Here is a 26,941-nt window from a genome sequence, read left to right as displayed (position 1 = left end):
ATTGTTCTTCGGGCCTGACGCATCAGTTGCGCGTCAATGCTCCATCGCGGCGCCGCCAGACGCCGCGCTCGTTGGGCTCGCGCAATACTGCCGGCAGCAGCGCGCGCGGCAGGTTCTGGTAGCAGACCGGGCGCAGGAAGCGCTGGATGGCCGCCGTGCCGACCGAGCTGCTGCGGCCATCGCTGGTAGCAGGGAAGGGGCCGCCGTGGACCATGGCCGTCGAGACCTCGACACCGGTGGGGTAGCCGTTAGCCAGGATGCGGCCGACCTTGCGCTCCAGCGCCGGCAGCAGGCGGCGGGCGGCCGTCAGGTCGGCCTCGTCATCGTCCTGCAGCTGCAGCGTGGCGGTGAGCTGGCCTTCCAGGCCCTCGATGACGGCGAGTAGCTCGTCCATGTCGCGGCAGGCGACCAGCAGCGAGGCCGGGCCGAAGATTTCGGCGGACATCGCGTGGTTGGCCAGGAAAGCGGCGCCCGTCGTCTTGAACAGGCTGGGCGCACCCTGGCAGCCGGCGGACTCGCCGCGCAGCAGCGTGTTCACCTGCGGCTGGCCGGCGAGCTGGTCCTCACCGCGCTGGTAGGCGCCGGCAATGCCGGGGGTCAGCATCGTCGCGGCGGGCACGGGCCTGAGGGCCTCGGCAGACGCCGTGGCGAAGCGGTCGAAGTCGGCACCGGCGAGGCCCAGCACCAGGCCGGGGTTGGTGCAGAACTGGCCCACGCCCATCGTCAGCGAGGCGGCGAAGCCGGTGGCGATCTCGGCGCCGCGCGCCTTGAGCGCGCCGGGCAGCAGGACGACCGGGTTAATGCTGCTCATCTCGGCATAGACCGGGATGGGTTGCGGACGGGCCGCGGCGGCGGCCATCAGCGCCGTGCCGCCGCTGCGCGAGCCGGTGAAGCCGACGGCCTGGATGGCGGGGTGGCGCACCAGCGTGTCGCCAATGCCGTGGCCGCTGCCGGTCAGCAGCGCGAACACGCCGGCGGGCAGGCCGGACTGGCGCACGGCTTCGACGACGGCACGGCCGACCAGCTCCGACGTGCCCGGGTGGGCCGAGTGCGCCTTGACGACGACGGGGCAACCCGCGGCCAGCGCGGCGGCGGTGTCGCCCCCGGCGACCGAGAAGGCGAGCGGAAAGTTGCTGGCACCGAACACGGCCACGGGGCCGACGCCGACGAAGCGCAGGCGCAGGTCTGGCCGCGGCGGCGTGCGCGTGGGCAGGGCGGTGTCGATGCGGGCGTCCTGCCAGCTGCCTTCACGCAGCAGCTCGGCGAAGAGCTTGAGCTGGTTCATCGTGCGGCCACGCTCGCCTTCCAGGCGGGCGCGCGGCAGGCCGGTCTCGGCCATGGCGCGCACGATGAGCTCGTCGCCGATGGCAAGGATCTGCGCGGCGATCAGGTCCAGCAAGTCGGCGCGCTCGTGGTCGCTGGTGGCGCGGTAGGTGTCGAAGGCGGCGCCGGCCAGCGCGCAGGCCTGCTCGACCTGGGCGACGTCAACGGCATTGAAGTCGGGGCCGAGGGCTTCGTTCTTGCTCGGGTCGAAGGCCTGGAAGGGCTTGCCGTTGCCGCGCACGGCCTGGCCGTCGATCAGCGCCAGGCCTTGAATCGTGTTGCTCATGGGAATCTCAGTGGGAGTGACGCGGCACGGCGGAGCCGCGGCAGCCGCGCAGGAAGTCGAAGTCGCAGCCCTCGTCGGCCTGCAGCACATGGTTCACGTAGAGGTGGCGGTAGCCGGTGGCGTCGGCCGGGTCCACGGTCTGCGCGGCGGCCCAGGCTTCGAGGCGCTTCGCCAGCTCTTCCTCGGGCACGTCCAGGTGCAGGCGGCCGGCGGCGCAGTCCAGCTCGATGAAGTCGCCCTCCTGCACGACGGCCAACGGGCCGCCGGCGCGCGCCTCGGGCGCCACGTGCAGCACGACGGTGCCGTAGGCGGTGCCACTCATGCGCGCGTCGGAGATGCGCACCATGTCTTTCACGCCGGTGGCGAGGATCTTGGGCGGCAGGCCCATGTTGCCCACCTCGGCCATGCCGGGGTAGCCCTTGGGGCCGCAGTTCTTCATGACGAGGATGCAGCTGGCGTCGACGTCCAGGTCGGGGTCGGCGATGCGGGCCTTGTAGTCGTCGAAGTTCTCGAACACGACGGCACGGCCGCGGTGCTTCATCAGCTCGGGCGTGGCCGCCGAGGGCTTGAGCACGGCGCCGCGCGGCGCCAGGTTGCCACGCAGGATGCAGATGCCGCCGTCTTCGATCAGCGGCTTGTCGAGCGGGCGGATGACCTCGTCGTCGTAGATGGGCGCGTCCAGGCAGTTGTCCCACAGGCTCTTGCCGTTGACGGTCAGCGCCGTCGGGTTGGGCAGCAGGTTGGCTTCGCCCAGGCGGCGGATGACGCCCGGCAGGCCGCCGGCGTAATAGAACTCTTCCATCAGGAAGCGGCCCGAAGGCAGCAGGTCCACGACGGTGGGCGTGCCGCGGCCGATGCGAGTCCAGTCTTCCAGCTCCAGATCCACGCCGATGCGGCCGGCGATGGCCTTCAGGTGGATGACGGCGTTGGTGGAGCCGCCGATGGCCGCGTTGACGCGGATGGCGTTCTCGAAGGCCTCTTTGGTGAGCACCTTGGACAGGCGCAGGTCTTCCCACACCATGTCGACGATGCGCATGCCGGAAAGATGCGCCAAGACATAACGTCGTGCATCGACGGCGGGGATGGCCGCGTTGTGCGGCAGCGAGGTTCCGAGCGACTCGGCCATGCAGGCCATCGTCGACGCGGTGCCCATCGTGTTGCAGGTGCCGGCAGAGCGCGAGTGGCCGGCCTCGGCGGCCAGGAAGTCGTGCATCTTGATCTCGCCGGCCTTGACCTGCTCGTGCAGCTGCCACACGGCCGTGCCCGAGCCGATGTTCTTGCCGTTGAGCTTGCCGTTGAGCATCGGCCCGCCGGTGACGACGATGGCCGGCACGTCCACGCTGGCCGCACCCATCAGCAGCGCAGGCGTGGTCTTGTCGCAGCCCACCAGCAGCACGACGGCATCGATGGGGTTGCCGCGGATGCTTTCCTCGACGTCCATGCTGGCGAGGTTGCGCGTCAGCATGGCGGTGGGGCGCAGATTGCTCTCGCCGTTGGAGAACACCGGGAACTCGACCGGCCAGCCGCCCGCCTCCAGGATGCCTTTCTTCACATGCTCGGCTAGCTTGCGGAAGTGGGCGTTGCAGGGCGTCAGCTCGCTCCAGGTGTTGCAGATGCCGATGATGGGCTTGCCCTGGAACTCGTGGTCGGGGATGCCCTGGTTCTTCATCCAGGAGCGGTACATGAAACCGTTCTTGTCCTGGGTGCCGAACCACTCGGCGGAGCGCAGCTTGACCTTGCTCTTCTTGTCCTCAGTCGTCATGTCTTGTCTCGATGTCGTTCTTCGGGGCCATCCAGCCGTACGGAACCGATGCTAGGCAGCGGGAGATACGCAATCCAATCAATTAACTCGGCGTACCGATACTGAAACCGGCATCAGTCGAGCCGGGAGGGCTTGCCGAAGACGGGCATGCCGTCGGCCGACCAGCGCAGCGGCTTCACGAAGGTGTGCCGGTCGGGGTTCCACAGCGGGTCGCCCTCGATCTCGGTGTAGGTGCGGGCGTGGTAGACCAGCAGCACCTCGTCGGGGTTGTCCGTCACGGTGAAGCTGTTGTGGCCGGGGCCGAAGACGCTGTCCTCGGCGCAGCTGCGCATGACCGGCGTGGGCGACTTGTGCCAAGCTGACGGGTCCAACAGGTCGGCGTTCTCATCGGCCCACAGCAGGCCCATGGCGTAGTTCTCGTCGGTAGCGCTGGCCGAGTAGCTGATGAACACGCGGCCATGCTTCTGCAGCACGGACGGCCCCTCGTTGACGAGAAAGCCGCGGCACTCCCAATCGAACTCGGGCTTGCTGAGCATGACGGGCGCGCCGGCGAGCTGCCAGGGCGTGCTCATCGGTGCGATGTAGAGGTTGGAGTTGCCGGCAATGGCCCGGTCCTTCTGAGCCCAGAGGTAGTACAGCTGGCCCTTGTGGGTGAAGGTCGTCGCGTCCAGGCAGAAGCTGTCGATGCCGGTATCGACCTGGCCGAGGAAGGCCCAGCTGTTGGTGAAGGGGTCGGCCGCAAGGTTGCGGAGGGCGTACATGCGGTGCTGGAACATGCCCAGCTCGTCCAGCGCGCGGGTGGGCGCGGCGGCGAAGTAGACGTACCAGGCACCCAGGTTGAAATGCAGCTCGGGCGCCCAGATCAGCTCCGAGTACGGGCCGGTGTCGGGCTTGCGCCAGGCGACGAAGGCCGGCGCGTTGACGAGGCCGTCGATGCTGGCGGCCCGGCGCAATTCGATGCGGTCGTACTGCGGCACCGAGGCGGTGAAGTAGTAGTGGCCGTCGGTGCGGCGGGAAATGTGGGGGTCGGCGCGCTGGAGGATCAGCGGCTCAAGCAAGTCAGACATACAGCAAAGAAAAAGGGCGCTGCCCGGGAAGGCCCGTGCAACGCCCGAACGAGGATCAACCTCTCAGATCAACCCGGTGTCAGATCAGATCTTCCAACGGAAGCCAACCGAGAACGCGCGACCGATCTGCACGGTGCCGAAGTTGGTCAGCTCCGGGTTGCCGGCATCGCCGAAGTGGTAGTACTGCTGCTGCATCTCGTTGGTCAGATTCACGCCGCTGAAGTCCACCGACATGGCGTCGTTGATCTTGTAGCTGACCTGCAGGTCCACGCTCTTTTCCGGCTGGCGCCAGATGCCGATCGGGTTGGCGAACAGCGCGGCCTCGTTGCCAGCCAGGAAGGCGGAGCGGCGGACGTAGGACAGGCGTGCGCTGGCCGGGCCCTTCTCATAGGCCAGCGTGGCGTTCCACGACAGCTTGGACACGCCGAAGAACGGGCCTTCCAGCTGCGCGACGATGTTGCCGGCGCTGTCGGCCGTCGGCACGTTTTGCGACGAGGTCAGTCGCGTCACGCTGCCCTGGAAGCCCAGGCCATCCAGGTAGGACGGCAGGCCCTTCGGGAAGTAGATCGCGCCCAGCTCCAGGCCGCTGATCTTGCCGTTGGAGGCGTTGACCGGCGAACTGATGACGTAGTCATAGCCGTTGGCATGGCTGAGACCCGAGGTGGAGTTGCGGAACGGATCGTCGGCGGCCGACAGGTGGATGCGGCGGCGCAGCGGCACGACCAAGCCGTCGATCTTGCGCTGGAACACCGTGCCGTACAGCGCGCTGTCCTTCTGGAAGTACCACTCGCCCGTCAGGTCCAGGTTCTTGGAACGGGTCGGCTCCAGGTCGGGGTTGCCGCCCGCGCCGCCACCGTAGCCGACCTTGGACACGTCGTCGCTGGGCTGGATGATGGGGTTCAGGTCGCCGAAGTTCGGACGGCGCAGCGTTTCACCGTAGTTGAAGCGCACCAGCACATCCTTGGCCGGCTCATAGCGCAGCGTCAGGCTGGGCAGGAACTTCTTGGCCGTCTTCGAACCGTTGGTCGGCGTCACCACCTTGGTGGTGGCATCGACCTTGTAGGCCGTCATGCTGGTGTCGACCTGCACGTAGCGCACGCCGAAGTTGGCACGCAGGCGATTGCCGAACACCTGGTTGTCGGTGTCCGCCATCAGGTAGAGGTTGGTCGTGTCTTCTTTGACGTCGAAGGTCTTCTGCAGGAACAGCTTGTCGGTGGTCTGGAAGTTCGCGTCGGCCGCGTTGTAGAGCTTGCGCCAGGCGTCGATGTTGTCGCGGATGTAGTAGCCATTCGGCTCGATCCAGGAGCGCGGCACGTCCGAGATGTCCGTGCCGAAGTTCGAATTGACGTGGTAGTAGTTCGAACCCAGCGTGGCCAGGTTCTTGCCCAGGAAGGCCGATTGCGTGCGGTTGGCTTCGGACGCCTTGCGGGTGTCGAAGCGTGCGCCGAAGTTCAGCGACTTCACGAAGCCCCAGTCAGCGTCGTAGACACCGTTCAGGCTGGCCGTGCCGGCACTGCCCTGGTTGCGGTTGGCGTTGTCGTAGAACTGCGCCACGTTCCATTTGCTCGGGTCCACCAGGTCGGCGTTGTTGTTGAACTTGAACGCCATGTTGCCGCCGCCGGTGTTGAAGTCGACGGTGACCGACGGCGCCACGCGGTCGATGCGGGTGGCGGTGAATTCCGAATGGAACTTGCTGGTCTGGTAGGACACATCGCCTTCCAGACGCAGGCGGTCGCCCAGATTCCACTTGCCGTTCAGCGCGTAAACATAGGAATCGGTGGCCGACGTGGTGTAGTCGCCGCTGTTGAAGCCGTAGACGTCATTGACCGTGCGCGTCTTGATGACGTTGGTGCCCGGGAAGGTGGTGATCGTCGAGGCCGGATTGCTGCCCAGGCTGCCCCACCAGTCGACGAAGGTGAACAGCAGGTTGTTGAAGGTCTTGTTGCGGTAGCCGTTGTACATCGTCTCGAACGTGTACACCGAGTCTTCATTGGGCTGCCACTGCAGTGCGATGTTGGCGGCGGGGCGCTCGCGCTTGCCCTCGACGTCGCTCTGGAAGATGGCGTCGCGCGACAGGTAGTAGGGCTTGGCCGTGCCACCGAAGTTCAGCGTCGAGCCCGCCTTCTGCGACAGACCGGTGTAGGTGCCGGGCGTCCAGACGTTGTTGTCGAAAATGCGCTGCAACGGGGTGTAGCCGGCCGGATCTTCGGAGGCATTGGGGCTGGTGAACGGCACCATGGCGCCCGGCGTCACGCTCTCGTTGCGGTAGGTCGTCTTGACCATCGACAGGTTGACCAGCGCGCCGACGTCGCCGATGTCCGTCTTCCAGCGATTGCTGGCCATGCCGCTGATCTGCGGATTCGCCTTCTTGGCCGGGTCGAGGTAGGTTTCACGCGCCAGCAGCGAGAACTTGGAGCCGCTGAAGTCGAAGGGGCGCAGCGACTTCACGTCGATCTGGCCGGCGATGCCGTTTTCCAGCTGGCTGGCGTCGCGCGTCTTGTAGACGTCGATCTGGCGCACCAGCGTCGACGGGATGTCCTGCAGCGCCACCTGCGTGCCGGACGCGGTGAAGATGTTGCGGCCGTTCCAGGTGGTCGCGATGTCGGGCAGGCCGCGGATGGAGATGGTGCCCACTTCGCCACCGGCGCGGTTGGTGACCTGGATGCCCGTCACGCGCTGCAGCGCCTCGACGACGTTGTTGTCGGGCAGCTTGCCGATGTCTTCGGCAACGACCGACTCCACGACCTGGTCGGCGGTGCGCTTGTTCGCCAGGCTTTTGGTCAGCGAGGCCCGCACGCCGGTGACGGTCACCGTTTCCAGTTGAGTCTCGGTCTTGGCGGCTTCCTGGGCCACGGCGGTGGCGGACAGGGCGGCCAGCGCGGCGGCGGCCGTCAGGCTCAGGGCGAAGCGCTGGGTATCGGTGCCTGCGCGCAGCAGCACCAGGGCGGGTTTCTTCATCGTGTCTCCGGAATCGTTATGGGAATCGGCCAACCCTGAGCCGTTCTGAGCCTCTGGAGCGGGCCGTGGGCTGGGGTCTGAATTCATGCTATGAGCCCGACCGATTCGCGACTAATCACATTTTTGGACTTCTCGATGCCGCTTTTCGCATCGTCACCACGGGTATCCCCTGATGGGAACACCAGCCACTCAAACCAGCGGCGAAGCCGACGCCGGAGTATCAGAAACCAGCTCCCTGTCGCTTGATTCCCTGCCCTCCATGGCAGTTTCCCCAGTCACGAAAAATCCCCTGCACCCGACGGTCTGCGGGTATGGATCGATGTCGAAACAAGGGGTGTATTCAATTTCTCCGGTGTGTGCCCGCTGCTGCACCCCATATATCGCCGAGGTATTGCATCGTTCCCGCACCATCGCCTGCGACTGGGCGGCCGACTGCCTCTCGCCCGGCCTGACCCCGGGTTTGCCGGCGGTGGCCGCCGACCGGTCAAACACCGCGACGACCGCCAAGGTCGGTGCACCGTATCTGCCCGACGGCGGCAGGCGCCAGGGCGAGTAACGGTTTTATCCGGGCATCCATATCGGTGCGACCTTTTCGGTGCCAAGGATGAATATCCGGCCCGGCACCCTGGCGGGGTTATGGCTTCATGGCCACGGCGCCCGGCGTGGCGCCGGGTGCCGCCGTTCGCATGGCGGGCCGGCGCCGGCACTGATGCGCGGGCGCGACGCCCGGCGGCGCTGCACCCGCATCGGCAGACTCAGGTCGGCGGTCTGAGCGCCGCCTGGTGCAGGCGCACCATGTGGTACGGGTCCGGCTGCTCGTCCTTGCAGCCGCCGCTCTTGCAGGGCAGGGACTCGGCGGCTTGCCAGCCGCCATGCTCGCCATCGACGAGTTGCGACTTGATCAGGCCCTGGGTCTGCTCATAGCGCCGCCACAGGTCGTTGCGGCCGCTGGCCTGGGCCGCCACGATCAGGGCGTGCAGGCATTCGGCCTGCTGCCACCAGCCCTTGCGCCCGTCGGTCTTGCTGCCGTCGGGAAAGGCGCGCGTGGCGCAGCCGCCGTCGATCTCGTCATAGGCGGCCGGCAGGGCATAGGCCAGCACGCGCTCGGCCACCTGGGCATAGATCGGCGACACGACGGCACCGGCGGACAGCAGATGGCTCCATTCGAACTGGTGGCCCAGGTCGACATAGCCGCCGGCGGCCTTGGTGGGCAGGGGCGTCCAGTTCTCGTCGTACCACTCCGGAACGACGGCGCCGCCGTCCGCCTGGCCTTGCAGCAGCTTGTTGGCGACGAAGTCGCCCAGGCGCCGCGCGACGTTCTCTGCCTGCTTGTCGCCGCTGGCTGCGCGCAGCACCAGCAGGGCCTCAAACATGTGCATGACCGGGTTCTGCGTGCGCCCGCCAGGCATGGGCTTGAAGTCGCCGTTGCACTCGTTGTAGAGGCCTCCGGCGGGGTCGGTGAAGCCGAGCTCGATGTCGCGCAGCGCCTGCTGGGCCGCGTCGCGGTAGCGCAGGTCGCCGCTCACGCGGTAGACCTCGGACAGGGCCAGCAGCGCAAAGGCATGGTCATAGGCCCGCTTGGTCGTGGACAGCGGGCGGCCATCCGGGCCCACGGTGTGGAAGAACCCCCCGTTCAGGCCGTCGCGAAAGCGCTGCAGCATGAAGTTGGCGCCGTGCCGCGCCACGTTGAGATAGCCCGCGTCCTGGAAGAACTCGTGGCCGGCGGCGAAGGCATAGACGAGGCGGGCCTGGCCGGTCAGCTCCAGCTCGGGCTGGAGCAGGGGTTTCCAGGCGCGGTCGAAGCGCAGCTGGAAGCTGCCGTCGGGCCGCGGGGCGTGGCTGTGCCAGCGCAGCAGCAGGGCTTCGAGGTCATCACGGTGCCAGCCGGTGTCGATGCGGTTGCGGTAGCTGCCGTCGGGATCGCTGCAGCCGGCCAGGCCGGCCAGCAGCGCGAGCGTGCTGCGCCGGGTCAGCGGCGCCGGGCCGGGCACGGCAGGCAGGGCTGTCGTCGGGCGCTTCACGTCAACGTCCATGGGGCCAGGTGGCCTTCTTCGTCGGACCCTTGCCCGCCTTGCCGCGGGCAGCCCAAAGCTTGTAGGCGGCCGGCGTCAGCTCGCGCTTGAGCAGAGCCACCAGCTCGCCATGGCCGATGCCATGCGTGAGCAGGACCTTGTTGTAGGGCGGCGTGTCCTCGAAAGCGGTGGCGATGACGCGCTTGACGTCTTCGGGGCTGAGTCGGGGTGCAGTCTTGGCCATGGCGGCATTGTGGCGTCGCGTCCGGCGCCGGTCAGTCGATGGCGACCCGGAAGAGGTCGCGCTGTTCGGTCAGGGCCTGCGCGAGGGCAGGCTCCAGCGTTTCGCTGAAGACGAGGTGCAGGTCCACGCTCACCTCGTCGAGCAGGCGGCGGTAGGCCACGCCCGGGTAGCGCTGGCGGGCCAGGGCCGTCGGCAGCAGCGTGCAGCCGCGGCCGGCCGCGATCTGCGCGATGGTGGCCGAGGTGCCTGGTGCGTCGGCCTCGCGGGCGGGCCTGAAGCCCAGGGCGTCGTACTGGCGCTGGTAATGCGTCCACAGCGCCGGGTTGGCGCGCTTGGCAAAGCGCAGGAAGACGGGGCCGTCCTGCAGATTGGCCAGGCGCAGCGCCCGCCTGCGCGCCAGCGGGCTGTCGGCCGGCACGACGGCCACATGCCGCAGCCGCGCGACCTCGACATGGCGCAGCCCCTGCAGGTCGTGCGGCATCGCGATCAGCGCGGCATCCAGCGTCTGGCGCAGCAGGCCGGCGAGCAGCTCCGGGCCGATCTCCAGCTGCGGCTCAAGCGGCGCCAGCCCGGTGGCCCGGCGCCAGTCGCGGTCCAGCGTGGCGAAGGCGCTCATGTCCATCCACCAGGGCAGGCCCAGGCGCAGGCTCCGGCGCGGCGCAGCGGCGCGCGCGGCAACGTCCGCGAGCGCCGCATCGAAGGCGCGCACCGCCTGCTCGAAGGCGCCGCGCGCCTGCTCCCCGGCCGGCGTGAGCCGCGTGCCCGGCCTGCTGCGGTCCAGCAGGGCCAGGCCCAGGGCCTGCTCCAGCGCCGCGATCTGGCGCGACAGCGGCGGCTGCGTCAGGTGCAGGCGCTCGGCGGCGCGACGGAAGTTGAGCTCCTCGGCCACGACCAGGAAGTAGCGCAGCTGGCGGATGTCGATGCTGCGGTGACCGGCCGGATTCATGCCGAAAAGGTATCACCAATTCTGGAATTCACGGTGACGCCGGCACCCCCCAGCATGCAGGCCCTTGCCGCCCCGGAGCCCTTCGATGCCCGCCCTGATCCCTCGGCAGCCCGCCTCCAGCCGCCGCCAGTTCCTGGCCGCCGGCGCCGCCCTCGGCCTGTCCGCCTGCGGCGGCGGCGGCACTGCGCCTGATCCCGCGCCGGTCCCGGCCATCCAGGACCTGGCCGCGTCCCCGGCGGTCGTGGGTGAGGCCACCCGCCTCACCGCCACCTTCAGCGGCGGCGAGGGCCGCATCGAACCCGACATCGGCGCGGTCCGCAGCGGTGTGGCGGTGTCCACGCCGGTGTTGGCTGCGCCGCGCCGCTACACGCTGATCGTCCAGGCGCCGGGCCAGCCAGCCGCGCGCCGGGAGCTGGACGTGCTGCCGCAGTACCGCGACCGCTACCTGCCCATCGCGACGCCCCAGCCCCTGCAGTACCACGCCGCCGTCGTCGCCGGCGACGGCAGCGTCGTCGTCTTCGGCGGCTCGCGCGGCCTCAGCGCACTGTCCGAGGCCATCGACCGCTTCGACCCCGCGACGCGTAGCTTCACCCGCATCGGCAGCATGGCGACCGGCCGCGCCCAGCATGTCGTGCTGCGCCTGGCCGACGAGCGCGCGCTGGTGATCGGTGGCGCCACCAGCCTCAGCGTCGGCGGCTACGCCGAGCTGGTGGACCTGCGCACCGGCGTCGCCGAGCCGGCCGGCCGGCCGCTGCGGCCGCGCCTGCGCCATGACGCCGTGGTGCTGGACGATGGCCGTGTGCTGGTCGTGGGCGGCATCCAGAACGACAGCGTCGAGTTGTGGGACCCGGCGACGCGGCGCTTCCGCCTCGTCGCGGCGCGCATGAAAAACGCGCGCGAGTTCCCGACCGCCACGCGCCTGGCCGACGGCCGGGTCCTTATCGTCGGCGGCGACCACACCGGGCCCGAGCAGCGCCTGGCCGAGGTGTTCGACCCGCGCACCGAGACCTTCGAGCCCGTCGCCTCGCCGCTGGACGCCGAGCGGCGTGCCATGCATGCCGCCCATGCGCTGCCGGACGGGCGCGTGCTGGTGCTGGGCGGCGAGATACGCACCAGCACCGACCTGCAGCCCCTGGACAGCCTGCTGATGTTCGACCCGGCGGCGCTGACGCTCTCACCGCAGGGCCGCCTGGACACGCCGCGCAGCCTGGTGCGCAGCCTGCTGATGCAGGACGGCCAGGTGCGCCTGTTCGGTGGCCAGACCGCGACTGAGCTCGCCGCCCGCTCCGCCAGCGCGCTGACGCCCGGCACGGCGGCGCGCAGCCTGGCGGCGATGCCGGCCGGGAGGTCCTGGCACACCGTGTCGGCGCTGCCGGACGGTCGCGTGCTCATCCTCGGCGGCGACGACGCGAGCGGCGGCCCCGCCGGCGGGGCACTGCTCTACGAGTAGGCGCTCAACCTCTCAGGCGCCGCGCGTGATCGGCATGCCGATCCTGTCCTTGGGCAGCTTCATGTGGCTGGCCAGCTCCAGCTTGGCCAGCGAGTTGCGGTGCACCTCGTCCGGGCCGTCGGCCAGGCGCAGCGTGCGCTGGTGGGCCCACATCATGGCCAGCGGAGTGTCCTGCGACACGCCCGCGCCGCCGAAGACCTGGATGGCCCAGTCGATGACCTTCAGCGCCATGCTGGGCGCGACGATCTTGATCATTGCGATCTCGGCCTTGGCGACCTTGTTGCCCACGGTGTCCATCATGTAGGCGGCCTTGAGCGTCAGCAGGCGCGCCTGCTCGATGCTGCAGCGCGACTCGGCGATGCGCTCCTGCGTGACGGTCTGCTGGGCGATGGTCTTGCCAAACGCGGTGCGGGCGATGGCGCGCTCGCACAGCAGCTGCAGCGCGCGCTCGGCGGCGCCGATGGAGCGCATGCAGTGGTGGATGCGGCCCGGGCCCAGGCGGCCCTGGGCGATCTCGAAGCCGCGGCCCTCGCCCAGCAGGATATTGCTGGCGGGCACGCGCACGTTCTTCAGCTCCACCTCCATGTGGCCGTGGGGCGCATCGTCGTAGCCGAAGACCGAGAGCGGGCGCACGACGGTGATGCCGGGCGCGTCGGCCGGCACGACGATCATGGACTGCTGCTCATGCTTGCCGGCGTCGGGGTTGGTCTTGCCCATGACGATGTAGACGGCGCAGCGCGGGTCGCCGGCACCGGAGCTCCACCACTTGCGGCCGTTGACGACGTAGTCGTCGCCGTCGCGCTCGATACGGCACTCGATGTTGGTGGCGTCGCTCGACGCCACGGCAGGCTCGGTCATCAGGAAGGCCGAGCGGATCTCGCCGCGCAGCAGCGGCTCCAGCCAGCGGTCCTTCAGCGCCTCGCTGGCATAGCGCTCCAGCGTCTCCATGTTGCCGGTGTCGGGGGCCGAGCAGTTGAAGACCTCGGGCGCCCAGAACACGCGACCCATGATCTCGCACAGCGGCGCGTATTCGAGGTTGGACAGGCCCTCGGGGGCGCGGCTGCTCTTGGGCAGGAAAAGGTTCCACAGGCCGGCGGCACGGGCCTTGGGCTTGAGCTCCTCGATGACCTGGGTTGCCAGCCAGGCGTTGCCCGCGCGGCGGTTGGCCTCGACCTCTTCGAGATAGCGACGCTCGTTGGGGTAGATGTGCTCGTCGAAGAAGGCGAGCAGGCGCTCGCGCATCTGCTGGACCTTGGGGCTGTAGTCGAAGTTCATGGCGCGGCTCCTCAAGCGGGTGCGCCAGTGTGGCGCAGCAAGGCCGCGCCGCTTGTCACGCAGGCGGCATCAGGCCAGCAGCTTCGCTTCGGCCAGGGCCAGCGCCGCCGGCATGCCGCTGATGACCAGCGTGTCGCCGCCGGCCAGGGCCGTCCGGCCATCGACCAGCACGGCCTTGCCGTTGGCCCGGCGCAGTGACACCACGGCGACACCCATGGCCTGCAGCTCCAGCTCGTCCAGCGGCTGGCCGGCCAGCACGCTCGCGCTGGGAAGCGTGACCGAGGCCAGCCGCGCCTGCTCGATCTCGTCGGCGGTGTCGTCGTCGGCGCCGTGGAAGTAGCCGCGCAGCAGGCCGTAGCGCTTGTCGCGGGCATCGCGGGTGATGCGGATGACGCGGCGCATCGGCACGCCCACCAGCGCCAGCGCATGCGAGGCCAGCATCAGCGAGCCCTCGATGGCCTCGGGCACGACCTCGGTGGCGCCGGCGCTCCTGAGCTTCTCCAGGTCGCTGTCGTCGATGGTGCGCACGACCACCGGCACCTTGGGCGCATGCGTCTGCACGAGGTGCAGGATGCGCATCGCCGAGGGGGTGTCGTGGTAGCTGACGACGACGGCGCTGGCGCGCGCCAGGCCCGCGGCCATCAGGCTTTGCACCTTGGCGGCGTCGCCGAAAACGACGCTCTGCCCCGCGGCGGCGGCCTGGCGCACACGGTCGGGGTCCAGGTCCAGCGCCATGTAGGGGATGTGCTCGCCTTCAAGCAGCCGCGCCAGGTTCTGGCCCGAGCGGCCGTAGCCGCAGATGATGACGTGGGCCTCGGTCTTGATGCTCTTCTTGGCAATGCTCGTCAACTGCACCGACTGCATCAGCCAGTCGCTGCTGGACAGCTTCATGACGATGCGGTTGCTGTACATGACGATGATGGGCGTGGCCAGCATGGACAGCACCATGCTCGCCAGCACCGGGCTGACCCATTGCGGGGCGATGAGCTTGTGCTGGGCGCCCAGCGTCAGCAGCACGAAGCCGAACTCGCCGGCCTGGGCGAGATAGAGGCCCGTGCGCAGCGCCACGCCGGGCGGCGACTTGAACAGCCGCGCCAGGCCGGCGATGAGGGCGAACTTGGCGAGCACCGGCAGCGCCGTCAGCATGATGACCAGCCACCAGCTGTCCACCAGCGGCCGCCAGTCCAGCTTCATGCCGATGGTGATGAAGAACAGGCCCAGCAGCACGTCGTGGAAGGGCCGGATGTCGGTCTCCACCTGGTGCTTGTATTCGGTCTCGGCGATCAGCATGCCGGCCACGAACGCACCCAGCGCCAGGCTCAAGCCCGCGTGCTCGGTCATCCAGGCCAGGCCCAGTGTGACGAGCAGCAGGTTGAGCATGAAGAGCTCGTCGCTCTTGCGCCGCGCCACCAGCGTCAGCCACCAGCGCATCAGCTTCTGTCCGCCGTAGAGCAGCAGCGTCAGCAGCACGACCGCCTTCAGCCCGGCCCAGGCCAGGGCATTGGCCATCTCGCCGCCGCTGCTGTTCAGCGCCGGGATCAGCACCAGCAGCGGCACCACGGCCAGGTCCTGGAACAGCAGCACGCCCATGACGAGCTTGCCGTGCGGGCTCTCCAGTTCCAGCCGCTCGGCCATCAGCTTGACGACGATGGCGGTCGAGCTCATGGCCATGGCCGCACCCAGCACAAGGGCGCCCTCCCACTCCAGCTGCCAGGCCCGGCCGAGCAGGGAAAAGCCGGCCACCAGCAGCGCGTTGCCCGCCAGCGCGCCGGCGATGGTCAGCAGCACCTGCGACATGCCCAGGCCAAAGACGGCGGTCCTCAGCGCACGCAGCTTGGGCAGGTTGAACTCCAGCCCGATGGCGAACATCAAAAAGACCACGCCGAACTCGGCCAGGTACTGGATGCTGGCCGAATCGTGGGCGAAGGCCAGCGCGTTCGGCCCGATCAGCACGCCCACGGCCAGATAGCCCAGCATGGGCGGCAGCTTGAGGCTGCGGCAGACGACCACGCCGAACACCGCGGCGACGAGGTAGAGCAGGGCGAGGTCGAGGGAAGTCACCGGGCGATGGTATTCGGGCGCCTGGGGTTTCCCCGCCACACCCGATGGGTGTGAAATCCACCACGGGAAACCGATGCCATGCGTTGCGTGCATGAGGGCATGAACACTTGGCTAGACAAGTCCTGGCGAGAAGGGGGAGCTTCGGGATACCGTTCGCCCCACTCAAAGTTACGGAGCATTTCATGCCCAACCTGTCGTTTGTTTCGCCCACGCGCAACAGCCCGTGGGGAACATATCTGTCGCAGATCGATGCCGTCGAGCCTTATCTGGGCCACCTGCGCCGCTGGATCGAGACGCTGCGCCGCCCCAAGCGCGCGCTGATCGTCGACATCCCCATCGAGATGGACAACGGCACCATCGCCCACTTCGAGGGCTATCGCGTCCAGCACAGCCTGACCCGCGGCCCCGGCAAGGGCGGCGTGCGCTACCACCCGGACGTGACGCTGGAAGAAGTGATGGCCCTGTCGGCCTGGATGACGGTCAAGAACGCCGCGGTCAACCTGCCCTACGGCGGCGCCAAGGGCGGCATCCGCCTGGATCCGTCCCTGCTGTCGATGAAGGAGCTGGAAAAGGTTACGCGCCGGTACACCAGCGAGATCGGCATCATCATCGGCCCCAACCAGGACATCCCGGCGCCCGACGTCAACACCAACGGCCAGATCATGGCCTGGATGATGGACACCTACTCGATGAACACCGGCGCCACGGCGACCGGCGTCGTCACCGGCAAGCCCATCCCGCTGGGTGGCTCGCTGGGCCGCGTGGCAGCCACCGGCCGCGGCGTGTTCGTCGTCGGCCGCGAGGCGATGCGCCGCCTGAACCAGCCGCTGGACGGTGCCCGCATCGCGGTGCAGGGCTTCGGCAACGTCGGCTCCATCGCCGCCAAGCTGTTCGCCGCCAACGGCGCCAAGATCGTCTGCGTGCAGGACCACACCGGCACCATCCTGAACGAGAACGGCTTCGACATGACCAGCCTGCTGGAGCATGTGGCCACCTACAAGGGTGTGGCGGGCTTTGCCGGCGGCGACAAGATCGACGACGAGAACTTCTGGGACGTGCAGAGCGACGTGCTGATCCCGGCCGCGCTGGAAGGCCAGATCACGGCCGAGCGCGCCAAGCGCGTGCGCACCCGCCTCGTGCTGGAAGGCGCCAACGGCCCGACCACACCGGACGGCGAGGCCGTGCTGGCCGACCGCGGCATCGTCGTCGTGCCGGACGTGATCGCCAACGCCGGCGGCGTGACGGTGTCCTACTTCGAGTGGGTGCAGGACTTCTCGTCCTTCTTCTGGACCGAGGACGAGATCAACGTGCGCCTGGACAAGATCATGATCGGTGCCTTCAAGCACATCTGGGAAACCAGCGAGCAGCACAAGATCACGCTGCGCACGGCCGCCTTCACGGTGGCCTGCACGCGGGTGCTGCAGGCGCGCGAGGAGCGCGGCCTCTACCCGTGAAACCCTGAACGACCACGCACCCCCGGGCAGCCCACTGCCCGGGCCTGCCAGGCCAACCGACCGCCGCCAGTGCCGCAAGGCCTGGCGGCGGCGTCATTTCCAGGTAGGTACGTAGGCACAACACGGTCAGTCTGCATGGACAGTCGCCGGCAAGTGGGCAAAGTCGTGCGCCCTGGACCATGACGCCTCCCTTACCCGATTTCCCGTCCGCAGATCTTGATCGCCGGCAACTGTTGCGCGGGGCGCTGGCGTCCGCGCTGCCGGCCTTGAGCCTGCCCGCGGCGGCGGGGTCGGGGCCGCTTGTCGTCGGCGGCCTGCCCGTCACCTGCAATCTGACGCTGCCTGTCGCCTGCACGGCGCGCGCTGCCTCCAACAAGGCCGGCGGCAGCTCGGCCTTCGAGTTCGAGTACAGCAAGTACAACGGCTGGCCCGAGATCAAGGAATCGCTGATGACGGGCCGCATCCAGGCGGCCTACATGCTGGCGCCCCTGGTCATGGACCTCGCGGACAAGCGCATCCCGGTCAAGATCGTCTCGCTGGGCCACCGCTCGGGCGCCGTCATCATGGTGCGCACCGACTCGCCCTACAGGAAGTTCAAGGACTTGGGCGGAAAGCGCATCGCCATCCCGAGCCGCTTCGCGGTGGACTTCCTGTTCCTGCGCAAGATGCTGGCGCAGGAGGGCATGAGCCCGAAGGACATCCAGATCGTCGAGATGCCGCCCCCCGACATGCCGGCGGCCCTCTACGCCAAGGCGGTGGACGGCTATTGCACCGGCGAGCCCTTCGGCGCCGCCGCCCAGCGCGCCGGTTACGCCAGGCCGCTGCGCATGACGCGCGACGAATGGCGCAACTACATCTGCTGCGTGCTGACGGTGCGCGAGGAGCTCATCAAGGACAACCGGCCGCTGGTGCAGAACCTCGTGGACCACGTGCAGGGCGCCGGCAACTGGCTGGACCAGCAACAGGCCAACCGCGAGAAGGCCATCCAAATCGCCGCCGGCCGCAAGTTCTTCAACCAGGACCCGGCCATCCTGCGCTTCGTGATGGAGAACCCGACCGACCGCGTGACCTACGGCGACCTGCGCATGATCCGCGCCGAGTTCGACGAGCTGATGCAGCTGTCCATCGAGGCCGGCACGCTCAAGGCCCCGGTGGCCTACGAGAAGTACGTAGACGAGAGCTTCGTCAAGGCGGCCAAGGCCGCGCCCATCCCGATATGAAGCGCCGCGCCCTGATGCTGGCCGCGCTGCCGCTGGGCGCTGCGGCCACGAACGACAAGCCGGGGCGGCTGAAGGCCGGCGTGTTCGACCCGGCACAGCCCGCACCCGAGTTCGCCCTCAAGGGCAGCGACAGCGCTGCGCTCAACCTCGCCCGCTTCAAGGGCCGGCTGGTGCTGCTGGTGTTCGGCTTCACGCACTGCCCCGAGGTCTGCCCGACGACGCTGGCCACGCTGGCCCAGGCGCGCAAGGGGCTGGGCCCGGACGCCGCCGACGTGCAGGTCGTCTACGTGACGGTGGACCCGGAGCGCGACGACGTACCGCGCATCCGCCAGTACCTCGCGGCCTTCGACACCAGCTTCATCGGCGGCACCGAAGCGCCGGCCACGCTGGCCGCGATGCGCCAGCGCTACGGCGTCGTCGCCGAGAAGATCGCGTCCAAGCAGCCCAACGCCTACGGCATGAATCACTCCACGTCGGTCTGGCTGATTGACCGCGCCGGCAAGCTGCGGGCCATGATGCCCTACGGCCACGAGGCCAGGGACTTCGTGCACGACCTGAAGATCCTGCTGGCCGCGAAGTGAAGCGCCTGCTCTGGCTCCTGCCGGCGGTGATGCTGGCACCGCTCGTCTGGGCCGCGCTCGCGCCCATAGAGCTGCCCACGCGCGACGAGCTGTTCGAGATCCCGCCCGGCACCTATGCCCGGCGCATGGCGGGCGACAAGGTCGAGATCCTGCCGGACCGCATCGACCTGACGCTGGGCCTGAACGACCAGCTGCTGCTGCGCAACCACGACGAGGTGCCGCAGCAGTTCGGGCCCGTGCTCATCATGCCGGGGCAAAGCTTTCGGCTGCCCTTCGAGGTCGCGTCGACCTACAGCTTCGCTTGCAGCGCGCATGCCAGCGGGCAGATGAGCATCGTCGTCGCACCCATGCCCGGGCGCGGCTGGCCGGCGCTGCAATGGCGCTGGCAGCGCTTCATGAAGAACCACTGGAAGGAGGTGCGGTGAACCTGCGCCTGAACCGAATCCTCCCGCCGCTGGCGGTCATTGCCCTGGTCATCGCGGCCTGGTGGGGCATCGTCGTCTACACCGATAGCCCCATCTTCCCGACGCCCTGGCAAGTGGTCACCGGCACGCTGGAGCTGGCCCGGGACGGCACGCTGTGGGAGCACATCACCGCCTCGCTGATGCGCGTGGGCATCGGCTTCGGCCTGGCCATGCTGGTGGGCATTCCGCTGGGCCTGTGGATGGGCTGGGTGGACGGGGCCTACCGCACCTTCAACCCCATCTTCCAGATGCTGCGGCCCATCTCGCCCATCGCCTGGATCCCGCTGGCCATCCTGTGGTTCGGCGTCGGCGACGTGTCGCCCATCTTCCTGATCTTCATCTCGTCGGTGTTCCCGCTCATCGTGCAGACGACCTCGGGCGTGCACACCATCGACCGGCGCTACCTGCGCGCGGCGGCCAACTTCGGTGTGTCGCGCAGCGTGATGTTCCGCCGCGTCGTCATCCCGGCCGTGCTGCCGGAAATCATCATCGGCATGCGCATCGGCATCGGCGTGGCCTGGCTGGTGGTGGTGGCCGCCGAGATGATCGCCCTGCGCTCGGGCCTGGGCTATCTCATCATGGACTCGCGCAACGCCGGCAACCGCTACGACCTCGTCATCGCCAGCATGATCCTCATCGGCGTCATTGGTCTGCTGCTGGACGGCATCACCCGGCTGCTGGAAAAACTCAAGACCGTGCGGTGGCGCTATGTCCGATAACAACAAGCCTCCCAAGATCGCCGTCCAGGGCCTGAGCAAGAGCTTCAAGGCTGCCAAGGGCGGCCTGCTGCCCGTCATCGATGGCGTTGACTTCGATGTCGCCGAGGGCGAGTTCGTCGCCATCGTCGGCCCCTCGGGCTGTGGCAAGTCCACGCTGATGAACATCCTGGCCGGCTTCGAGAAGCCCGATGCCGGCCGCCTGCTCATCGACGGCAGGCCCCACCCTGGCCCCAGTCCGCAGGGCATCGTCATCTCGCAGTACGGCTCGGTCTTTCCCTGGCTGACGGTACAGCAGAACCTGATGTTCGGCCTGGACGCCAAGGCCGGCGGCGCGGCCAATGCCGAGCTGGCGGACCACTACGCCGCCATGGTGGGCCTCAAGGGCTTCGAGAATGCCTACACGCACGAGCTCTCGGGCGGCATGCTAAAGCGCGTGGAGCTGGCGCGGGCCTTCATCGTCAAGCCCGAGATCCTGTATCTCGACGAGCCCTTCTCGGCGCTGGACGCGCTGATGAATCTGCGCATGCGCAACGAGCTGCTGCGCATCCTGGCCGAAGAGAAGCACACCGTGCTGCTCATCACGCACGACGTCGACGAGGCCCTCTACATGGCCGACCGCATCCTCGTGCTGTCGCCGCGACCCACGCGCATCCAGGCCCGCTTCGGGCTGGACATGCCACACCCGCGGCGCCTGATCAGCCCGGAGATGGACGCGCTGCGGGAAGCCATCCTGAGGGAGCTGGGCCTCAACCTTTGAGGACGGTGCCCGTGCTGTCCAGCACCCGCAGCGTCACGGCAATGGCAGGCGCCACGCTCTGGGTGACGGTGCAGTAGTCCTCGAAGGTGTCGAGCACGCGCTGGATGTGGCCGAGTTCGCCGGCCGGCTTGCCGAGGTGCAGGTCCACGGCCAGGCCCTGCACCCGGTTGCGCGCCTTCTCGTTGCGCCCGACCGTGGCCTTCACCTCGGTACGCAGCGGCGAGGGGTCGTCCTTGTACTTCTGGCAGGCGAACCACAGCGAGGCGCTCAGGCAGTTGCCCACCGCCGAGGCCAGCAGCTCGACCGGGTCGGGGCCCAGACCCGCGCCGATGGGCGCCGGTTCGTCGGACAGCAGCACCGCGATGCCCGGCGCGTAGTGATGCTCGAACTGGTAGCCCTGGCGCTGGATGAGGGTGACGCTGGGTTGGTCCATGGGGCCTCCTGGTTGGACCGGCATTCTCAGCGCAGGTCGTCGGTCTCGAAGTAGATCTCGGTGAAGCCCCTGGCCTTGAAGGCCTGCTGCACGTCGGGCCGACCGATGCCCTGCAGCGCGACGTCGACCTGGCTGCGAAGCTGCGGCGCATCCAGACGCACGATGTGGTCGAAATCCGGCCGCCGGTCGATGGTTTTCACCGCGAACCACTCGCTGCCCTTGCCGATCAGGCGATAGCGCCCCGAGGCGGCCTCGCGAGGCAAGGCGCTCAGGCGGCGGAACAGCAGCACCTCGTCGACGACGACGCGTTGCTCGCCCGCCTGCAGCTTGCCGCCGCGCTCGAAATGGCCCTCGAACAAGCGCGCCTTGAACCCGCGCAGCGGCTGGGCATGGCCGGGTGCCAGGCGCAGCAGGTCGAAGGTCTCCGGGTCCAGCGTCCACAGGCGGGGCTCGCGCGCCAACGCGTCGCGCAGGGACCGGTCGGCGGCGGCGTCGGCCAGGTGAAAGCGCAGCAGCACCTGGCTGTCGTGCGGCGCGTGGAACATCGGCAGGTGCGAGGCGTACAGGCCCTCGCGTCCGCCGAAGACGGCCATGCCGTGGCCACCGATGGCGGACTCGGCGCCAGCCACGGCGGGCAGGCCAGCGGCCAAGGAAATGAAGAGCAAGAGGACCGGGCGTCTGCGGATTTCCATGCCACGATTCTGGAACGCGCCCTGCCGGTGCGCCGGGCTGGGGTTGCTCCTGTCATCGCAAGGCGCGCCCGGCGCGTTGGCGCCTGCCATCAGCCGCGGTCCGCCGACGACGGAATAATCCTCCCATGCATCGCCTTCGCTCCCTGTTCCTGCCCCTGCTGCTCGGCGCCTCGCTGAGCGGCTGTGGCGGCCTGCCCGCCAGCATCCCGGAGAAATCCAGCAAGGTCTACAGGAGCGAGAGCTTTGCCGCCGAAGAGACCTTCTCGCGCCTGTTCGACGCCAACGTGGACGCCACCTGCGAGGCCGCGCGCCGTGCGCTGCTGAGCCAGGGCTACGTCATCAGCAAGGCCGACGGCGGCCTGGTGCGCGGCGCCAAGCACTTCCAGCCCGAGGGCGAGGTGCATGTCGAGATCGCCTTCAACGTCGTCTGCGTCGGCGACGGCCCCAAGCAGCAGATCGCCACCGCCTATGTCAGTGCCCAGCAGGACCGCTACGCGCTGAAGAAGAGCCCGCAGGCGGCCAGCCTGGGCGTCAGCGCGCTGGGCTCCATCTCGGTGCCGCTGTCGTCCACGCAAGACTCCCTCGTCAAGGTCGCCTCCGAGACCATCCCCGCCGGCGAGTTCTACGACCGCTTCTTCACGCTGATGCAGCGCATGCTGCGCGAGAACACGACCGACCGCTGAGCCCGGCGGCCGGCCGCCGATTCAGCGCCGAATCAGGAATTGCGTCACAACCACGCCGGACACGGCCCGCCTAGGATGGCCCGGCCATGGCCGAGCCAATGCCCACCTTCGCCGTGCCCGCGACACCGGGCTGGCGTCCGCTGGCGGGGCTCAAGGGCCTGATCGCGGCAGCCTGGCAGGTGCCGGGCGAGAGCGCCGAGGCCGTGGCCCGGCTGCGCGACGACCAATGGCGCGCCACCGTGGACCAGCTGCCCGCCTCGGCCATGGCCACCGCCATCGCCATCGCGCTGCTGATGGCCGCCCTGGGCGCGCAGGCCGACTGGGCGGCGCTCGCGCCCACGCTGGCGGCACTGGCACTGCTCAACGGCTTCAATTTCGCGTTGTGGTGGCACGAGCGCTACCGCCGCCCGCAGGGTGCGCCGCTGCGGGGCGTGCGCGCCGGCCTGCTGCTGGCGCTGGACCTCTTCGTCGGCGGCGTGCTGGACGCGGTGCTGGTACTGCAGGCCGGCCAGCAGATCCCGTCCGGCCTGCATGCGCCGCTCGTGGCCGGCCTGGCCGGCGCCATCGCCAGCGCCGCCTGGATGTTCGCGCTGCTGCCGGCCGTCGCCCTCGCCTGGGTGCTGGGCTCCTGCGGCGCGCTGGCCACGGGCATCGTGCTGCTGCCGCTGGCCTGGATGGACGGGCTGCTGCCGCTGCTGCCCCTGTATGCCATCGTGCTGTGCATGTCGGCGCTGCTCAACGCCAGGCTCTTCCTGCTGGGCCGGCATGCCCAGCACGCAGCCGCGCGTGACCGGCTGACCGTGTCGCTGCTGCTGCGCGATTTCGAACAGCATGCCAGCGACTGGCTGTGGGAGATCGGCCGCGATGGCCGGCTGCGCCATGTGTCGCGCCGCCTCGCCGAGCGCCTGGGCCAGCCAGCCGAAGCCCTCATCGACCAGCCCCTGCTGGCGCTGCTGGCCCGCCATCTGCCGCCCGGCGATGCCGATGCCCGCGAGCGCCTGGACCGCCTGGGCAGCGCCCTCGCGGCGCAGGAGCCGCTGCACGACCACGACCTGCACCTGCAGCTGGCCGGCGAGGACGCCTGGTGGTCCCTGAGCGGCAGGCGCCTGGACGACGAAGGCTGGCGCGGCGTGGGCAGCGACGTCAGCGAAGTGCGCGAACGCGAACGCGAGCTGCTGCGCATGGCCGACCAGGACGCCGTCACCGGCCTGGCCAACCGCCACCAGTTCCAGCGCCGCCTGGCCCTCTACCTCGGCGGCGGCGGGCCGGTCTCGCCCTGCACCGTGCTGCTGCTGGACCTGGACTGCTTCAAGCAGGTCAACGACAGCCTGGGCCACGCCGCCGGCGACCACCTGCTGGCCACCGTCGGCGAGCGCCTGGCCGACAGCCTCGCCGCACGGCGCGGCAACGGCGACCTCGTCGCGCGGCTGGGCGCCGACGAGTTCGCGCTGCTGCTGCGCGGCGAACTCGACGCCGACGGCATCCAGCGCCTGGGCACGCAGCTGCGCTCGGCGCTGCACATGCCCGTCGTCATCGACGGCCACGAGATCGACGTGCGCGCCAGCATCGGCGCGGCCTGCGCACCGCGGCACGCGCAGGCACCCGACCCGCTGCTGCGCGCTGCCGACCTGGCCCTGTTCGCCGCCAAGGCCGCCGGGCGCGACCGCCTCATGCTGTTCGAGCCCGAGCTGCAACAGGAGGCCCACAACCGCCTGGCCCTGCTGGCCGACCTGCGCCTGGCCCTGGACAGCGGCCAGCTCGAGATGCACTACCAGCCGCAGATCGAGCTCGCCAGCGGCCAACTGCTGGGCTTCGAGGCGCTGATGCGCTGGCGCCACCCCGCGCGCGGCCTGGTGCCGCCGTCGGTCTTCATTCCGCTGGCCGAGGAGAGCGGCCTCATCGTCGCCATGGGGGCCTGGGCGCTGCTGGTGGCCTGCCGCGATGCCGCACGCTGGCCCGGCACGCTGCGCGTGGCCGTCAACGTCTCGGCCCACCAGTTCGAGCGCAGCCCGCTGGAGCTGCATGTGCTGGAGGCGCTGGAGCGCAGCGGCCTGCGCGCCGACCAGCTGGAGATCGAGCTCACCGAGTCGGCCCTGCTGCACGACAGCCAGCGCGCCATCGACCTGCTGACCCGGCTGCGCGCCGTGGGCGTGCGCATCGCGCTGGACGATTTCGGCACCGGCTTCTCGTCGCTGGCCTACCTGCGCCGCCTGCCGCTGGACCAGCTCAAGATCGACCGCGCCTTCATCGCCGACCTCGACCACCCGCGCGCCGGCCCCACGGCGCGCGCCATCGTCTCGGCCATCCACGAGCTGGCCCAGGCCCTGGGCCTGCACACCGTGGCCGAGGGCATCGAGACCCCCGAGCAGCAACAGGTGCTGACCGAGCTGGGCTGCGGCCTGGGCCAGGGTTTCCTGTTCGCCCAGGCACTGCCGCCCGACGCCACGCAGGCCTTCGTCGAGCTGGCCCACCGCGGCGGCCTGGCCGCGGCCCGCGAGGCCCATCTGGACTCGGTCAACACGCCGCCGCGGGCCTGGCCCTCGACGCGCCTGCAACTGCGCAGCCTGACGCAGCTGCCCGACACGCGCTTCGGCGGCGGAGACTTCTGAAGCCGCGGCGCCGGCCGGCCGACAGCACCTGACGCGGCGCGGCCATACCGGCCTGGCGCCGCTGCAGCCCCCGATCCGCGGGGTTTGCCACCGGTTTGCAGGACAGCCCGGATTTGAAACCGGCCCTGGCACCGCCCAAGCTCTGCGCACCGGAGGGAATCCGGGCTAGGAGACACCATGAGAACCCTGTCCACCCTGACGGCCCGAATCGCCGTGGCCGCCCTGACACTCATCCCCGCGCTGTCGGGCGCCCAGGTCAACTGCGGCCAGCCCGGCACGCCGCCCTGCCCGACGCCGGAGCCCGGCAGCTGGCCCCTGGTGGCCCTGGCCCTGGGCGTGCTCGTCGCGGTGAAGTTCATCCGCCGCAAGTAGCGGCGCGGGCCAGCGGCGGCGCGCGTAGTAGATTCCCGCGCACCATGCGCCGCCTGCCGTCCGAACTGCATCGTCTCTACCACTCGCCCGAGCCGGGCAGCACCCGGGCGCTGCTGCTCGAGATCGCCGCGCCGGCCGACTGGGCCGCCCTGGGCGCGGTGTGGCGCGGCGTGCAGGTCGACCTGACGCTGCCCGCGCCCGGCATCGCCGTGTCCGGCACCGACGGGCTGCAGCTGTGGTTCTCGCTGCAGCAACCCGTCAGCGCCGCGCGCGCCACCGACTTCCTCGCCCGGCTGCAGGCGCGCTACCTGCCCGAGCTCGCCCCCGCCCGGTTGCGCCTGCGGGCCGACGGCGGCCTGCCCCGGGTGCCCGCGCAGGACGCAGCGACGGGCAACTGGTCCGCCTTCGTCGCGCCCGACCTGGCGCCCGTCTTCGCCGACACGCCCTGGCTAGACATCGAGCCCGGCGCCGACGGCCAGGCCGACCTGCTGGCCAAGCTTGAAAGCATCCCGCCCGCCGCCTTCGACGCCGCGATGCAGACGCTGCAGCCGGCCGCGCCCGCTGCAGCGCCCCCGGGCGAGGCCGGCATCGACGTGGATCCGCGCCAGTTCCTGGAGCGCGTGCTGAACGACGAAGGCGCGCCGCTGGCGCTGCGCGTCGAGGCGGCGAAGGCGCTGCTGCTGCACCGCTGAAGCCGCGCAATCTGCGCGATTCGCGCTGGATTGCTGCCGAGGTGGAATCGGGCGGCTTGCGGCCAGGAGCCGTCATCCGCGGGCGGCCAGCATGTCCGCTCGGCAGAGGTCCGGTCACCAGATCGCCGCGCGGGAATTTCCACCGTTGCGCCGGGTTGGAGCAGCTGGCAGAGTTACATCGTTGAACGCCGCTTTCCACATCAATTTAATGACGCTGACTTCAGGGCTGCCGGGTGAATTTTCTTTTCGCCACAAGGCCTTGCCGTGAATCGCTTGGCCTTGGTTAAGCAGCAGCCGTCGGAGTTATGCGGCACGACGCGCTGGCTAAACTAGCAGTTAGCCCTCATGAGTCGCCGCCTGTCCACTGAGCGCGAGCAGGAGTTCGAAGAGCTGCTGGCATTTCTTGAATTCCATATGGAGCACCTGCAAAGGAATCGAGTCGCCCCGCCTCCCGGACTCACGGTCCGCTCGGTTTCCGAGCAGATTGCAAGAGAGCATGGGCGCTCCAAAGCCTTGGAAGGTGCCCGTCAAGCCGTAAACGACGCGATCGAGGAACTGGCCTATCTCAAGCCCGAAAACGTGACGATCGTCGACGAGGCCCTGCGGGCCGCCGGGCTGGTCACCCTTTCAGAACTGCGCAGGCGGTACTCATCAACGTTTCGAAGGATCGTGAAGCGTGGATCCATCAAGACAGAGACGGAATACCACTTGGCTAACGGATTGGTTGTCGATCTTGCGTCCAACCTCACGCCATCTGAGCGACAGCAGCTCCAGACGATGATCGATGGGTATGAGGGCTAACAGGTCTACAGGGACTTCCCAGTTGATCAAGCAGGTTGATTCGGACCGTTTTCAATAGGCGCCTTTGCTGTTTTCCTCAA

The 26,941-nt window shown here is 69.1% G+C and carries 24 protein-coding genes; 13 read left to right on the top strand and 11 right to left on the bottom strand.

Annotated features, from left to right (window positions below):
• Positions 1-22 precede the first annotated feature (22 nt).
• From AC07VX_RS24980 to AC07VX_RS24965, 4 genes are all read right to left on the bottom strand, one after another.
• Positions 23-1,609 (bottom strand): aldehyde dehydrogenase (NADP(+)), encoded by a 1,587-nt coding sequence (locus tag AC07VX_RS24980; RefSeq protein WP_493167560.1) that lies wholly within the window; start codon positions 1,607-1,609, stop codon positions 23-25.
• A gap of 7 nt (positions 1,610-1,616) precedes the next feature.
• A complete protein-coding gene (locus AC07VX_RS24975; RefSeq protein WP_493167559.1) occupies positions 1,617-3,371 on the bottom strand; it encodes an IlvD/Edd family dehydratase in 1,755 nt (584 codons plus the stop codon).
• 113 nt (positions 3,372-3,484) lie between these two features.
• Positions 3,485-4,438, bottom strand: a complete 954-nt coding sequence (locus AC07VX_RS24970; RefSeq protein WP_493167558.1) for a glycoside hydrolase family 43 protein — start codon at positions 4,436-4,438, stop codon at positions 3,485-3,487.
• Between the two features lie 84 nt (positions 4,439-4,522).
• The gene (locus AC07VX_RS24965) at positions 4,523-7,396 is read right to left on the bottom strand and encodes a TonB-dependent receptor (RefSeq protein WP_493167557.1); all 2,874 of its coding nucleotides are present in this window, start codon (positions 7,394-7,396) and stop codon (positions 4,523-4,525) included.
• 172 nt (positions 7,397-7,568) lie between these two features.
• Between AC07VX_RS24965 and AC07VX_RS24960 the strand changes: the two genes are divergently transcribed.
• On the top strand, positions 7,569-7,952 hold the full coding sequence (locus AC07VX_RS24960; protein WP_493183973.1) for a hypothetical protein: 384 nt from the start codon (positions 7,569-7,571) through the stop codon (positions 7,950-7,952).
• 199 nt (positions 7,953-8,151) lie between these two features.
• Here AC07VX_RS24960 and AC07VX_RS24955 read toward each other — a convergent pair whose 3' ends face one another.
• Genes AC07VX_RS24955 through AC07VX_RS24945 form a run of 3 tightly spaced genes read right to left on the bottom strand, consistent with a single transcriptional unit; the run spans position 8,152 to position 10,598 of the window.
• A complete protein-coding gene (locus AC07VX_RS24955; protein WP_493167555.1) occupies positions 8,152-9,429 on the bottom strand; it encodes an AGE family epimerase/isomerase in 1,278 nt (425 codons plus the stop codon).
• Positions 9,419-9,652, bottom strand: coding sequence for a DUF2805 domain-containing protein (locus AC07VX_RS24950; RefSeq protein ID WP_493167554.1), 234 nt, complete (start codon positions 9,650-9,652; stop codon positions 9,419-9,421). The genes AC07VX_RS24955 and AC07VX_RS24950 overlap by 11 nt, the downstream gene beginning before the upstream one ends.
• A 31-nt stretch (positions 9,653-9,683) precedes the next feature.
• Positions 9,684-10,598: a LysR family transcriptional regulator gene (locus tag AC07VX_RS24945; RefSeq protein WP_493167553.1), complete on the bottom strand. Its 915-nt coding sequence runs from the start codon at positions 10,596-10,598 to the stop codon at positions 9,684-9,686.
• Positions 10,599-10,683: 85 nt separating this feature from the next.
• Between AC07VX_RS24945 and AC07VX_RS24940 the strand changes: the two genes are divergently transcribed.
• The gene (locus AC07VX_RS24940; RefSeq protein ID WP_493167552.1) at positions 10,684-12,048 is read left to right on the top strand and encodes a Kelch repeat-containing protein; all 1,365 of its coding nucleotides are present in this window, start codon (positions 10,684-10,686) and stop codon (positions 12,046-12,048) included.
• A gap of 12 nt (positions 12,049-12,060) precedes the next feature.
• On the opposite strand, the gene AC07VX_RS24935 is transcribed toward AC07VX_RS24940, so the two are convergent.
• Positions 12,061-13,323, bottom strand: a complete 1,263-nt coding sequence (locus AC07VX_RS24935) for an acyl-CoA dehydrogenase family protein (protein WP_493167551.1) — start codon at positions 13,321-13,323, stop codon at positions 12,061-12,063.
• Between the two features lie 69 nt (positions 13,324-13,392).
• Complete coding sequence (locus AC07VX_RS24930) at positions 13,393-15,384, bottom strand: cation:proton antiporter domain-containing protein (protein WP_493167550.1); 1,992 nt, start codon at positions 15,382-15,384, stop codon at positions 13,393-13,395.
• A gap of 182 nt (positions 15,385-15,566) precedes the next feature.
• Between AC07VX_RS24930 and AC07VX_RS24925 the strand changes: the two genes are divergently transcribed.
• From AC07VX_RS24925 to AC07VX_RS24900, 6 genes are all read left to right on the top strand, one after another.
• Complete coding sequence (locus tag AC07VX_RS24925; protein ID WP_493167549.1) at positions 15,567-16,838, top strand: Glu/Leu/Phe/Val family dehydrogenase; 1,272 nt, start codon at positions 15,567-15,569, stop codon at positions 16,836-16,838.
• 266 nt (positions 16,839-17,104) lie between these two features.
• Positions 17,105-18,058: an ABC transporter substrate-binding protein gene (locus AC07VX_RS24920; RefSeq protein ID WP_493183972.1), complete on the top strand. Its 954-nt coding sequence runs from the start codon at positions 17,105-17,107 to the stop codon at positions 18,056-18,058.
• Positions 18,055-18,639: an SCO family protein gene (locus AC07VX_RS24915; RefSeq protein ID WP_493167547.1), complete on the top strand. Its 585-nt coding sequence runs from the start codon at positions 18,055-18,057 to the stop codon at positions 18,637-18,639. The genes AC07VX_RS24920 and AC07VX_RS24915 overlap by 4 nt, the downstream gene beginning before the upstream one ends.
• On the top strand, positions 18,636-19,064 hold the full coding sequence (locus AC07VX_RS24910; protein ID WP_493167545.1) for a cupredoxin domain-containing protein: 429 nt from the start codon (positions 18,636-18,638) through the stop codon (positions 19,062-19,064). Before AC07VX_RS24915 ends, AC07VX_RS24910 begins: the two co-directional genes overlap by 4 nt.
• Positions 19,061-19,822 (top strand): ABC transporter permease, encoded by a 762-nt coding sequence (locus AC07VX_RS24905; RefSeq protein WP_493167544.1) that lies wholly within the window; start codon positions 19,061-19,063, stop codon positions 19,820-19,822. The genes AC07VX_RS24910 and AC07VX_RS24905 overlap by 4 nt, the downstream gene beginning before the upstream one ends.
• The gene (locus tag AC07VX_RS24900; RefSeq protein WP_493167543.1) at positions 19,812-20,579 is read left to right on the top strand and encodes an ABC transporter ATP-binding protein; all 768 of its coding nucleotides are present in this window, start codon (positions 19,812-19,814) and stop codon (positions 20,577-20,579) included. Before AC07VX_RS24905 ends, AC07VX_RS24900 begins: the two co-directional genes overlap by 11 nt.
• On the opposite strand, the gene AC07VX_RS24895 is transcribed toward AC07VX_RS24900, so the two are convergent.
• Entirely contained in the window at positions 20,569-21,012 is a 444-nt protein-coding gene (locus AC07VX_RS24895; protein ID WP_493167542.1) for an OsmC family protein, read from the bottom strand. The two genes, AC07VX_RS24900 and AC07VX_RS24895, sit on opposite strands and share 11 nt — an antisense overlap.
• 26 nt (positions 21,013-21,038) lie before the next feature.
• Positions 21,039-21,704 carry a hypothetical protein gene (locus tag AC07VX_RS24890; RefSeq protein ID WP_493167541.1) on the bottom strand — a complete coding sequence of 222 codons (666 nt, stop codon included), beginning with the start codon at positions 21,702-21,704 and terminating at the stop codon, positions 21,039-21,041.
• 125 nt (positions 21,705-21,829) lie between these two features.
• Here AC07VX_RS24890 and AC07VX_RS24885 point away from each other — a divergent pair, with 125 nt between their 5' ends.
• From AC07VX_RS24885 to AC07VX_RS24865, 5 genes are all read left to right on the top strand, one after another.
• Positions 21,830-22,387: a DUF2242 domain-containing protein gene (locus AC07VX_RS24885; protein WP_493167540.1), complete on the top strand. Its 558-nt coding sequence runs from the start codon at positions 21,830-21,832 to the stop codon at positions 22,385-22,387.
• An 86-nt stretch (positions 22,388-22,473) separates the two neighbouring features.
• Positions 22,474-24,996 carry a putative bifunctional diguanylate cyclase/phosphodiesterase gene (locus tag AC07VX_RS24880; protein WP_493167539.1) on the top strand — a complete coding sequence of 841 codons (2,523 nt, stop codon included), beginning with the start codon at positions 22,474-22,476 and terminating at the stop codon, positions 24,994-24,996.
• Positions 24,997-25,173: 177 nt separating this feature from the next.
• The gene (locus AC07VX_RS24875; RefSeq protein ID WP_493167538.1) at positions 25,174-25,368 is read left to right on the top strand and encodes a PEP-CTERM sorting domain-containing protein; all 195 of its coding nucleotides are present in this window, start codon (positions 25,174-25,176) and stop codon (positions 25,366-25,368) included.
• A gap of 44 nt (positions 25,369-25,412) precedes the next feature.
• Entirely contained in the window at positions 25,413-26,060 is a 648-nt protein-coding gene (locus tag AC07VX_RS24870) for a hypothetical protein (protein ID WP_493167537.1), read from the top strand.
• Positions 26,061-26,405: 345 nt separating this feature from the next.
• Positions 26,406-26,861 carry a hypothetical protein gene (locus AC07VX_RS24865; protein ID WP_493167536.1) on the top strand — a complete coding sequence of 152 codons (456 nt, stop codon included), beginning with the start codon at positions 26,406-26,408 and terminating at the stop codon, positions 26,859-26,861.
• Positions 26,862-26,941: the final 80 nt, after the last annotated feature.

The sequence above is a fragment of the Roseateles sp. GW821-FHT03B02 genome (assembly GCF_059421025.1).
Note: the sequence above shows the minus strand (reverse complement) of the source record. Positions and strands in the feature narration are given on the sequence as shown.